We start from the raw sequence: 12,319 nt of genomic DNA, 5'->3' as shown, positions 1-12,319 counted from the left end.
CGACCCCATGAACCTGCTGGGCTTGAATCGACCGGGCTGCCAATGCGTCCGCGCGGTCCATAGGTCCGTCGATGCTTGACCCATAACAACCACCATGGGCTTGCGCATCGCCGAATATCTGTCCTCGCGCAGTCGCATTTTCGCCTCGACCACTCAAGCCCGGCAGGCTCCTAGCGACGGGCATGAAACCGCCGCACTCCCAGGTACATCGACAGCAACGATGACATTTCGCCCAACACCGTGGCGAATGCCGCGCCCATCACGTGATAGCGGGGAATCAGTATCACATTGAACACCACGACGACGAGGGCATTGAAGCCGGTCGCGGTAACGCGGTAACGCGTGTGCTTTTCGTTGAGCAGGGCCGTGGTCATGACGGTGCAGAGAAAACGCACGGGTACGCACACGGCCAGCACCATCAGCACCCGCGCCACCTGGTGGTATTTCTCGCCAAACAGAATGGGTACCAGGTATGGCGCCGTTCCGGCCAGCGTCACCCCTATCAAGGTACCGAATGCGAACATCGCCATGCTGCCATAGCGAAACGCCGTCCAGAACTTGTCGGTGTCGTGCGCCGCCCATCGATGCAGCTTGGACAATAGGAATTTCTGGTAGATCGTGGTGGGAATCAGGTAGATCGCCATCATCACACCCAGGGCAATGCCGAAGATGCCGGCCTGCGCATTGCCGCTCAGGTACTTCAGCAGCACCGTGCTGATCGAAAAGAAGATCGTGTACAGCGACGCATCCAGACCATAGGCCCAGGACAACGACCACAGCGTCGCCATGCGCGGCGCAGGGGCGGCAACCGGGTGCTCCGGCGGCGGACCGTGCCCATACAGACGGATGCCGCCGCGCATCATCGCGCGCAACTGCGGCCACGCCAGCATGGCCATGAAGAGCGCGACAGTACTGAAGCCGATGGCCACCGCGCGCCCATCCACTCCGGGCAGCAGCCACAGCAACAGGATAACCAGCAGGCGGCCACCCGGTGTGATCAATTGCCACCAGGCCAGTGCCTGATGGCGCTCCTCCAGCCGTAGCTGGCTGCTGATCAAGCTGACGGCAAGCACGCCGAATACCAGCGGCAGCAGCAGTAACAGCAATGGTCGCGCATCCGGCGTCGCACCCGTAAACGCCCACGACACCATCAATGCCAGGCTGGTTGCGGTACTGAAGGTAATGAAACGCAGCGAAGGCCCCAGCCAGCGGTTGGCCTGCCAACCCTCTACACCATACACCTGCAGCCAATAAGCCGGCAGGCCGAAACCGGCCAGCGATGCGGCGATGGTGATGGTAGACAGCGACGACGCAAACAAACCATATTCGGATGGCCCGAGCTTGCGTGCCAGCAAGGCTTGCGTAAGAAAGGTCAGCACCGCACCCAGTGCGGTGGCGATCCATAGCATGGAAATGGCACCGATCGCGCGACGCCATTCGTGCGGAAGCCGGTTAAGGAAAGGGATGGAAGTCGCTGGGGAATTCACGTTGTGGGAAATCCATGCCGTCTGCGCGTTGGGGATAGGAGCGGCTGCATGCTTTTATGCCCGCTCCCCCAGCTTTGATGAATGACGGGGGAGAGGATCGGAGTGAAGGATCATGGCGCGGCGCCTGGTTGGCGGTGAGGCGATGCCGAACCCCAACATCGCCATTTGCATGGCAACGTTGGGGTTCGCATGCGCTCACCACCAACCTGCGCACTGGCTCGAACTTCGGCTTGGGGTGAAACGCACCGCTACACCTTCGCCGACGGATACGCGTAATACGCATAGGCGTAGTAACCGGCCGCGCGCTTTTCAACCAGGTTGAAGATGGCGCCCTTGATCATCACGCCGTTCTGCTCAAGGCGCTGCTTGGTCAATGCCACTTCGCGTACCTGGTTGACGCCGAAACGCACCACCAGCAGGCTGGTGCCGGCATGGTGCCCGATGACCGCCGCATCGGTTACCGCCAGCACCGGCGGCGTATCGACGATGATCAGGTCGTAGCGCGGCCGCAGTGTGTCGAGTAGCGTGGTGAAGTTGGCATGCATCAGCAGTTCCGACGGATTGGGCGGAATCTTGCCGCGCGGAATGAACATCAGCTGGCCCACGCCTTCGACGGGGCGGACGACATCGCTGATCTGCGCCTGCCCCGCGATCAACTCGGACAAACCGTTATCGGGCCTGCAGCCGAGCATGCGATGCAGCAGCCCTTTGCGCATGTCCGCATCGATCAACAGCACGCGCTGTCCGGCCTGCGCCATCACCACCGCCAGATTGGAGGCCACGAAGCTCTTGCCGGCGCCCGGGCTCGGGCTCGAAATCATCAGCACATTGTTCTTCGCTTCCAGCCGCGCGAAATGCAGGCTCGTGCGCAGACCGCGCAACGCTTCAGTGGCCAGGTCCGCCGGCGCGCTCAATGCCAGCACGTGCCGGCCATGGGAGCGATGATGCTGCTGGCGCGTGAACACTTTGCGCTGCGTGTCGCTCAACGGAATGGACACATATACCGGCAGGCCGAGCCGCTCGATCTCCACCGTGTCTTCCACGCCGCGAGCAAGCAACTGCCGCAGGAAGATATAGGCCAGCGCCACGATAAAGCCCAGTACCAGGCCACCGGGAATCACCCACATCGGCCGCGGCCACCACGGCCGCGCCAGATTCACCGCAGGCTGATCGATCACGCGCACATTGCCGACCGTGCCGGCGCGCGCGATATCCAGTTGCTGGGCCTGGTTGAGCAGGTTGGTATAGGTCTGGTTGCTCACCTGCACGTCGCGGTTGAGCTTCAGCAATTCCTGCTGGGTGTTGGGCAGCATGCCGATCTTGTGTTGCAGCACGCCCTTCTCCCCTTCCAGCTCGCTGATCTGTTTCTCTACCGCGCGGTATTCCGGATGCTCGGGCGTGTAATGCCGCTGCACTTCGGCCATCTGCAGATGCAATTGCTCGAGCGCGCTATCGATCGATACGTTCTGGCTGAGCAACGACTGCGTCTGCATATTGAGGTCGACCGAATGCGCCTTGAGCTGGAACGCGTTCAACGCCTGGGTGGCACGCTCCAGTTCCTGTTTCACTTTCGGCAGCTGTTCGCGCACGAACTGCAGGCTGTTCGCCGCTTCGGCCGCACTGCGGTCGACGTTCTGGCGCACGTACAGCGCAGTGACCTGATCGAGCACCCGGGTGGCCAGCATCGGATCGGCATTGTTGTAGGTGATATCGATGATGCCCGAATCCTTGACCTTCTCATTCGCCTGGACGGCTTTCTGGTACTGCGCGATCGTATCCATGTGCGAGTGCCGGACCACGCGGAAGCGTGTGCCTGGATTGGCCTGGAGCGCCTGCACCTGCATGGTGATGCCATTGGCGCTGACGGTCTGGCCGACGTGGCCGGTGACCAGTACGTTGCCGTCGGAATCCTTCAGCGTGTAAGCACCGCCGCTGCCGGCGATCAACTGCATCGGCTCATCCAGCATCGTGGCAGGAACGTCCAGCTGCTGGACGTCCAACTGCGAACCGCCCCAATCGTAACGACTCAAGCCGAATACCGGCGAAGCCAGTTCACCCGGATGGTTGGCGACGAACTTGCGCGCCAGGTACGAACCGATGAACGGGAAGCGCTTCGGCGATGCCTGGATATCCAGGTTGAGGTTTTCCACCGCCTGGCCGATCACTTTGCGCGAGGTCAGTAGCTGGATTTCAGTCGCCGCTTGCGAAGTGGAAATACCCAGCGTCTCCGACAGGTCGCTCATGCCCGGAAAGGCCGGCGCCTTCTGTTCGACCTGCACCGAGGAACTGGCTTGATAAACCGGCGTCGCCAGCATCGCATAGAGCACGCTGATCAAGAGGAACACCACGGTGATCGCACCGATCAGCCATTTATTATCGGATAGGGTTCCCAGCAACGCCCGCAGATCGACATCTTCATCGCGTGTTGCAAAGGTCTGTTTGGTGGTCATGGGCCACTCCTGACAAGCATATGCCTGATTTGAAAGAAATCGGACGTTCGTCGTTACAGATAATTCAGCCAGCTATCGACCCCGCGCTCGATCATGGCGTGGACATGCTCGAACACTTGCGGCGAGCGGCGATACGGATCGGGGATATCGCTCGCGTCACGCCATTTGTCGAGCAGAAACAACTTGCCGCTTGCCTCCGGCGCCAGCCTCGAGGCTGCCGACAGATGTTCACGCTCCATCGCGAGCACCAGATCGGCCTCGCGCAACATGCCGGGCTCGAGCTGCCGCGCACGATGCGTCGCGGCATCGATGCCGCGCGCCTCAAGCATGCGCATGGCGTTGTCATCCATGGGATGGCCCACCATCGCTTTCAAACCCGCACTGTGGATCTGGATATCGCAATGCTTGAGCTTTTGGCGAAACAGAAACTCCGCCGACGGACTCCGGCATATGTTTCCCACGCAAATAACCAAGATGTGTTTGAACACGTATAACGGCACTCTCCCCGCATGTATGAACGTCAAAGCCCATCCTCGTGGGTGTCACAAGCCCCTCCATCATCATGATGCCGTGTCGATGGAGGGTGAACCTGCACACTCCATATAGACCCCTTCCCGTCAAATCTGCATGCATTTCCCACAACGAATGGCTAACGGAAACATTTTCTGCACACACGTGAGGAAAAAACCGGGCCGCCATCAACGCTTCGTTGACGCAGCCGCGACGACTTCACAAGCTTAATTAATACAAACAAATTCCGGCTATCGAGGTGTTTTGCGCCGCCCATGCACTTTTTCGATGGTACGCAAACAACACCGACTGGCAGCACACCACACATTGCGGGGTGAACATGAAAGCATCGTTTGTCTTGATCGCTGTGATGACCGTCGCAGCCCTTTCCGGGTGCGCCGCCATTCCTGGCCAGCACATGTCGATGAGCGGGGCGGAGAAAGGCCACATTCAAATGGTGCAGATCACGCCGGAATGGCTCTCCAGCCAACCGGCGATCTCGCCACAAACGATTCCGCAAGAGCTCCTCAATTACCAGCCCGAGGCCTATCGCATCGGCCCTGGCGACATGCTCTACATCACCGTATGGGATCACCCCGAACTGACCGCACCGGCCGGTTCGCAACAACAAACCAGCGCCAACAGCCGCCTGGTGCGATCGGACGGTACGCTGTTCTATCCCTATGTCGGCACGATCAAGGCTTCCGGCATGACCATCGATGAGCTGCGCCAGGCACTGACCAGCAAACTCACCAAGTACGTGCCCAATCCGCAGGTCGACGTGGCTGTTACCAGCTACGGCAGTCAGCTGATTACCCTGGGAGGCGCCTTCATCAAGAACGATCCGCAACAAGCCACCACGGTTCCATTGACGCTCGCGCAAGCGATCGGCACCGCCGGCATTGACCTCACACATGCCGACATGTCGGACCTAGTACTGACGCGCGATGGCCACGATTACCACTTCGACTTGAATACGCTGAACAAGGCGGTCGAGCAGCGCATGTATCTCAAGCCCGGCGATCGCCTTTACCTGGCATACAACGACAACAAGGAGATTTACGTGATGGGCGAAGTGCTGCGCCCGCAAGCGCTCTCCTTCAGGACGGACGATCTGACACTGACCCAGGCAATAGGCCGCGCCGGCGGACTGGACCCGGTCACATCCAGCAGCAAATCGGTCTACGTGATCCGTGGGGTGAAAGATATCGCGCATACGCCAGCCACGGTGTATCACCTCAACGCACGCTCCCCTGCCGCGTTTGCGCTGGCAGACAATTTCCACGTGCAAGCTGGCGACGTGGTTTGGGTGGGAGCGTCGGCCATTACCCAGTGGGGCCGCTTTCTCAGCCAGCTAGTCCCGCTAGGCAGCCTGGTAAGCAGCGCCGCATTGGCCCACGGCAATACTTCAGGCGGACTTTGATTGCTTAGCGTTGCTTGCCTTGCTTGGGCGCCGTCGGAGCGGCGCCCTTTTTTTATCGCCCCAACACAGCGGCCCGAACGAAGTCGGGCGATTCGGTGCTTGCGAAAAGAGAGAGCGCACTGCAAATGTCTTGAACAAGCGTGGTCATCGGCAATCATCCAACGGCATCACTTCATTCGTGCAGACGAGAAGCCTCGAACATGCCCATCCCCAAAATTATCCATTTCAAGATTCCCAATCCCGCCACCCCCAGCCAATTGGATGCCATCGAAATAGCCAGACGTCTACACCCGGACTGGCAGATCATGATCTGGCAAGACCCGGTAGCGCCGGAGGGTTTCAGGCTCGCCAAATATTGGAAGGAAACCCGTAGCGGCGCGCAATTGGCCGACTTGATACGCATCGAGGCCGTATTGAACCACGGCGGCGTCTACCTGGATTCCGATGTCATCATGCATCGGCCGCTGGACGACATGGCGGCGCATCACGATTTCTTCATCGCAAGCGAAGACGGGCTCATCTTGACGAATGCCGCCTTTGGTTGCGTGGCGGGGCATCCTGCACTCGCCAAAATCGTCGATGACCTGGATAACAATCCACCCGACTGGTCGCTTCCGCCCAACGTGACGACGGGCCCCATCCTCTACTCCCGGCTGCTCAAGTGGCGCAAGGACATCGCGGTACTTCCACGCGAAACATTCTATCCATACAACTGGAACGACAAACCTTGCGCACCCCATCCCTTCACTTATGGCACGCATCTGTGGGAAGGCTCCTGGATCCGCGGCTGGGTCAAACTTGTCCGCAAATTCGGTTGGCAAGGCCATTTGAAATTGCTTCGTCTTCGCAGGGCGCGCGGTATCGCCAAGGAATGCGAGAAGTGGATCCATTCCAATGAAGTGGTGATCCGGTTGTTGCTGCCCCGGAAAACCAGGACATATCCGGTTTCCGAAAAGCTGATCAGAAAGACCGTGCACGGACCCAGCATCATCCTCTCCGGCAAGGATCTGTCCGTCACGCCAAAAATCGCACATCAGGGCTATTACGAGCTTCGCGAAGAACTCTTTCTCAAGAAAGTCTTGCGTGGGGGCGACTATTTCGTCGACGTGGGCGCCAACGTAGGCGCGTTCAGCCTGCTTGCTGCGTGCATCGTCGGCCCTTTTGGCCGTGTGTATGCCTACGAACCCAATCCGTTCGCCGCAGACCTGCTCAGGAACTCGGCGACCATGAACTGGATGCACGAGCGGTTGATCGTCGCCAACGTGGCAGTCGGCGAGCGAGCGGGCCACGCCGTGTTACGGTTCAATCCGTCGAGAATGGGCGATGCCGCGATCGCGGATGACACGCAAGTGGAAGCACATGCGCGAACGATCGAGTACTTGGGCAGCGACGACGATACCGTCGATACCTCCATCGTGACCCTGGATGCTGAATTCCCGTACGACCTCCCCATCACATGCCTAAGAATCGATGCCGAAGGACATGAAGCTTTTGTCCTGCGCGGTGCCGAACGCCTGCTTAGCCGCCAATGCATCGATTACGTGCTGGTTAAAGCGGTAGAGGAAATTGCCGGTGAATCCTGGCCGGCTCTGCTGGAAGGCTTGCAGAGGGTCTGCGGATATGGATATAGCCTTTACACGCTGGGGATCAACGCACGCCCTATTCCGATTGAACTCGATGCAGTACGCGTGGGCAGCAGAACCATACGCACCAGGAACTTGGTCCTCATGAATCGGTTTGCTGCAGGAAAGCGTTTCCGGTCAGCCGCACGGCAAAAGACGGACGGCGATTCGCGCGCCGCTTCCGCCCCTGGCGCATAGGCGTCGAAGGCAGACTCGATGACGCGCACGGCCACGCCAAGGATGGCGAAAGCAGCGCGTTTTTATTGTTCTGAACGAAGCCGCGCAATTTCAGCGTAGGCCGCATCCAGCTCGCTGCGCAACGCCTGATTGCTCTCCAGCAATTGCTGGATTTCCTGGCATTGCGCAATCACCGAACGAAGCACATCGCTTTTCACCGTCACATGGCGTGCGCGGTACGCACGCATGCGCTCGGCGGCAGACTTCGCCTTGCCGCTCGGCGGACGCCCGCGGCGCGGCCGAAGCAGCATGGCCATCGTTCCCGGATCTTTAGGGTCGACCATGGCGTAACTCCATGAGTTTTGGCGATTTTAAATTATCGTAACGTTACGTAAAAAGCAACAAAAAAAAACACGGAAAAAAAATCCGTGCAGCCGAAGGAGATCAACGAAAGCGAATGGGATGTGGGGAACAGCAAATGATGGGAACGAAATAGCGCGCAAGCCTGCGGGCTTCAACACTCCAAGTTCAAGGTCAGCGCGCAGGCTCTCGCAGAATGCGGTTGCCGAATCGGCGCCTCGTCGACAATGGGAATGCCGGGCTGGGAGCAAATCCCGGCGCTTTTTGTGGCGTCCAATGCCGGGATTGCATCCCAGCCTACGCGCCGTTCCTATTCGAAGGATGGCTTATTGAACGACCATCTCGTCGGTGAATAGCCAGATATCCTTGGCTCCGCCCGAGAACGACGCAGGCAAGGTTTTGCGTTGCTCGGCTTCGATTCGGATATAGCGTGCCGTCACGGGTTGCGGCGGCTGGAACCGGAACCGCTGCACGCCGTCACGCAGTGCCGGATCGAAAGTGGAAGTATGGGTGTACAAGGTGGTCCAGTGCTGCCCATCCGATGAAGCGAGAAATGTCACGTTCTCCGGCAACAGAACCCGGGACTGGGTTGCTTGCAGGAAGCCGACGTCAATAGCGTGTATGGCGGTGTCCCTCTGCAGATCGATGGTGGCCTCGAGATTGCTCTCGTGCCAGGCAACCCAACGGCCATCATGAATCTCCGGGGTACCTAACACGCCATCCACCAAGGCACTGACCGGCGCATAGGAAGCATCGGGTGGCTGCGCCAAGGTAACAGCGTGCCCGGATGCCAGGTTATGCACCAGGGTGAAACGGGTTGCGTTGTCATAACGCAGCTCGTTGCGGTAAGGCACGACTTTGAGTGTACCGGCTTGGTGAATGTCCAACTCGTCGTCGAACGATGGCGATTGCGCAACCGGGTCCACACCGTCTTCCGTGTAGTGATTTTGCAGATCGTCGAAGCCGCGCTTTGCATGCAACTGCCAATCGCCTTGCTGCGCGTCGTAGTCGATGGCGTAGGCCACCACAGGTTTGCTCTCCGGGCCATAGGCTATTTTTTGCGCATCCAGCCAACGGTATTGCGCTTGCAAACGCTGTTCGAAGTCGGCGTAGGCGGCTTCGCCGTGCTTGCCCGTCCAGAGATTTTCCGCGAATGCGAGCATACGTGGATAGATCTTGGACTCGGCATTGAAGGGGTTGGCGTGTTCGCTCCACAACGGCGCTTCGCCGCCGAGGATTTGGGCACGGTGCTCGGCAAAAAGCTGGTCGTCGTCCGGCGTGCTTGGCGCAGTGGGCTTGGTGATGTCGGTGTGGTAGATGCTTTTTACCGTCAACACATCCAGCGGGGAATCCAGGTAGAACGGGCCTGCCATGATGATGCGATTGCCGTTGAGCAGCGCCTTGCGCATCACGCTATTGCCCAGCCACATCCGCCACACTTCCACGATGGCGTTCTTGTCCGCGCCGCCCTCCAGAATCTCGTCCCAGCCGATCATGGTCTTGCCTTTGCTTTCCAGGTAGCTCTGGAAATGCTTGACGAAGTAGCTCTGCAGCCCTTCCTCGTCCTTCAGCCCGTGCTGGTGCATCAATGCCTGGCAAGCCTCACAGGCTTTCCAACGATCTTTGGGCGCTTCGTCGCCGCCGATGTGCACGTACGGCGAAGGAAACAGCGCGATCACCTCGTCCAGCACGTGCTGCAGGAAGCTGAAGGTTTCCGGATTGCCGACGCAATAGATGTCCTTGAACACGCCCCAGGTATGCGGCACGGTCAGCGGCTGCTTGGTGCAGGAATATTCCGGATATGCAGCCAGCGCAGCCGTGCTGTGGCCCGGCATTTCGATTTCCGGGATCACCATGATGTTGCGCTCCCGCGCATACGCGATCACGTCGCGGATCTCGCTCTGCGTGTAGAAACCGCCATAGCGGCTGCCGTCTTCCTCGGCGCGCCACGCGCCTACGTCGGTCAGCTTGGGATAGCGGCGAATCTGGATGCGCCAACCCTGGTCTTCCGTGAGATGCCAGTGGAAAGTGTTGATCTTGTAGTAGCTCAGCAAATCGAGCTGTTTCTTGATGAAGGAAACGGGGAAGAAATGCCGCCCCACGTCGAGCATGAAACCGCGGTACGCGAACGCCGGCGCATCCTTGATGTTGACGGCGGGAATGTCGACGGACGATGCACGTTCCAGCGGCAACAATTGGCGCAGCGTCTGCACGCCCCAGAACAGGCCCTTGTCACTGGACGCCTGGATCACCACACCACGCGGCGTAACCAGCAAGCGGTAAGCCTCATCGCCATGCACGGTAGGATCGAAGGCCAGCACGATGCCGTGCTCGTGCGCGTTGCGCGAAAGCTGGATGCCGGTTTGCGCATGGATCGATTCGCGCAGAAAGGCGACGATCTGCCGCACGCGCGCACTTGTCGGCGCGTCGATGCCGGTATGTGCATCCAGGTGATAAGCCCCCTCCCCGACTTCCAGCTGCTGCGGCTTCGGGATGATGCTGATGTCCGCAACCGCCGAGGTGCTCGCGATGACGATGGACAAGCCAAGGCACCAGGCCAGGAGAGGTTTAAGCATCAGTTGGACTCCCTTACAACGTGATCATTAACATCAAAAGCAGCGAGCCCGGCTTGGGGCCGGGCTCGCTTTGTTGCGTCAATCGAGCTTGTAATCGAACGTGAGGAATACCTCGCGGCCGTTGTACTCGCTACCGGTCTGACCCGTCGTGACGTACTCGAAGCCACCTGCGTAATACGGAATCGACGAAACCCTGTCGAAGATATTGTTGACGGTGAGCTTGAGCTTGGTCATGTGGTTGATCTGCCACGCGACCGAGGTATTCCAGGTGATCCACACCGGCGTATGGCCCTGGTATTCGGTGTCGGCAACGGTGACGGGGGTGCCGTTGACGGTCACCTGGCAAACACCCGTAGCGACCGTCTCGGTGCCATTTTGCACCGTAACCATGCTCGGCTGGATGCCGTTGGGCAGCGTGTTGCAACTACCGTAGTTCGGGGCGCGCAGGCCACCATCGCGCACACCGGAGATCGACACGTCCCAGTCGCCCTTGTGCCAGTCGGCAATCCACGCGATCCTGCTCGCCACGATGTTGTAGCGGGTGTTTTGCAACAGGTCTGAAGCCAGCACACGCTGCTTGTACTCGAGGTTGTCGGTGTAGTTGATGTTGGCGCGGAAATCACCCCAGTCGTCAGTGTGCAGTTTGTAATCCAGCGAAGCATCGATACCGCTTACGTATAGCGAAGCTTCGTTGATCGGGCCGGACTGCTCGGAGATGATCTGGCCGGACGCATTGCGCTGAACATACTTGGTCACCAGCTGGCAATACGCCGAACCCGGCGCATGCGCCGTGTACGGCGACAGAGAGGACGAACCGTTTACCTGGTAGCCGGTAAGGCAACCGGCCTCGTCGGCCAGCACGGTGTCTGCGCCCTGGTACTCGATGGCGTTGTCCACGCCCATGTGCCAGTAATCGGCCGAGAACGACAGGCCTTGCACGCCCGGGATCTGCCACACGAAACCGTAGGTCCAGGAGTGGCCGGTCTGCGGCTGCAAGTAGGGGCTGCCATTCGTATTCAATGTGTACCACTGCGATTGCGGACGCTGTACCGTGCTACACCATGTGCTGTTGGACTGGCCCGACTTGATGGCGTTAATGCATTGCAAGGGATCAGCGTAATCGCCTATCGGAGAGCTGGTGCTGGTCAGGTAGATAGCCTGCATGTCCGGCGCCTTGAAGTTGGTGCCGTAGCTGCCACGGAGTAGCAGACCGTCATACGGGCGCCATTCCAGGCCTGTGCCCCAGGTACGCGCGATATCAGCACTGCTGGCGTCGTGGTATTTGTCGATGCGGCCGGAGATCGTCCACGTCACCGAATCCAGCAACGGTACGCGGAACTCGTTGCCGAACGAATAGCGCTGGCGGGTACCGCCACCGGTGAGATACGAATAGAACGGGTTCACGAATGTGCTTGAGTCGGCCCCGCGCGGGTCAGGCGAGAGCAGGTAGCCGTTGTGCGCGGCTTCGAGCACCGCTGCCCAACCGATCGGCTGATCATGCACCCAGGGCAACGTGTACAGGTCACCGTTGACGCGGAACTGCGCCTGGTCCAGCCACGAGGTCGCGGTGTCCTCGCCATTGACGGCGAACTGGCTGTATTGCTGCGGCGTGATTGGGTTCCACCACTGCTGCCAGTTCATGGCGTAAATGGGAATGGTGTTGCCGCTGCTGTCCTTGGTGGTGCCCAACTGTTTCCCAAGGAAGAAGTTGTTT

Annotated in this window: 8 protein-coding genes; 2 read left to right on the top strand and 6 right to left on the bottom strand. The window is 59.5% G+C overall.

Annotated elements, in window-relative coordinates:
* Positions 1–170 precede the first annotated feature (170 nt).
* From VMA74_RS11515 to VMA74_RS11505, 3 genes are all read right to left on the bottom strand, one after another.
* Positions 171–1,409, bottom strand: coding sequence for a polysaccharide biosynthesis C-terminal domain-containing protein (locus VMA74_RS11515; RefSeq protein ID WP_325367067.1), 1,239 nt, complete (start codon positions 1,407–1,409; stop codon positions 171–173).
* Positions 1,410–1,735: 326 nt separating this feature from the next.
* Positions 1,736–3,937 carry a polysaccharide biosynthesis tyrosine autokinase gene (locus VMA74_RS11510; RefSeq protein ID WP_325367065.1) on the bottom strand — a complete coding sequence of 734 codons (2,202 nt, stop codon included), beginning with the start codon at positions 3,935–3,937 and terminating at the stop codon, positions 1,736–1,738.
* Positions 3,938–3,990: 53 nt separating this feature from the next.
* Positions 3,991–4,425 carry a low molecular weight protein-tyrosine-phosphatase gene (locus VMA74_RS11505; RefSeq protein ID WP_325367063.1) on the bottom strand — a complete coding sequence of 145 codons (435 nt, stop codon included), beginning with the start codon at positions 4,423–4,425 and terminating at the stop codon, positions 3,991–3,993.
* A 392-nt stretch (positions 4,426–4,817) separates the two neighbouring features.
* Here VMA74_RS11505 and VMA74_RS11500 point away from each other — a divergent pair, with 392 nt between their 5' ends.
* On the top strand, positions 4,818–5,870 hold the full coding sequence (locus tag VMA74_RS11500) for a polysaccharide biosynthesis/export family protein (protein WP_325367061.1): 1,053 nt from the start codon (positions 4,818–4,820) through the stop codon (positions 5,868–5,870).
* 200 nt (positions 5,871–6,070) lie between these two features.
* The gene (locus tag VMA74_RS11495; protein WP_325367059.1) at positions 6,071–7,690 is read left to right on the top strand and encodes an FkbM family methyltransferase; all 1,620 of its coding nucleotides are present in this window, start codon (positions 6,071–6,073) and stop codon (positions 7,688–7,690) included.
* A 62-nt stretch (positions 7,691–7,752) separates the two neighbouring features.
* On the opposite strand, the gene VMA74_RS11490 is transcribed toward VMA74_RS11495, so the two are convergent.
* The 3 genes from VMA74_RS11490 to VMA74_RS11480 all read right to left on the bottom strand — a co-directional run.
* Positions 7,753–8,013 carry a hypothetical protein gene (locus tag VMA74_RS11490; RefSeq protein WP_325367057.1) on the bottom strand — a complete coding sequence of 87 codons (261 nt, stop codon included), beginning with the start codon at positions 8,011–8,013 and terminating at the stop codon, positions 7,753–7,755.
* Positions 8,014–8,355: 342 nt separating this feature from the next.
* Positions 8,356–10,605, bottom strand: a complete 2,250-nt coding sequence (locus tag VMA74_RS11485) for a family 20 glycosylhydrolase (RefSeq protein WP_325367055.1) — start codon at positions 10,603–10,605, stop codon at positions 8,356–8,358.
* Positions 10,606–10,683: 78 nt separating this feature from the next.
* Positions 10,684–12,319 (bottom strand): TonB-dependent receptor domain-containing protein (locus VMA74_RS11480; protein WP_325367053.1); only part of this gene is annotated, 1,636 nt, incomplete at its 5' end.

Origin of the sequence: Dyella sp. (genome assembly GCF_035508675.1) — a bacterium.
Lineage (GTDB): Bacteria > Pseudomonadota > Gammaproteobacteria > Xanthomonadales > Rhodanobacteraceae > Dyella_B.
Note: the sequence above shows the minus strand (reverse complement) of the source record. Positions and strands in the feature narration are given on the sequence as shown.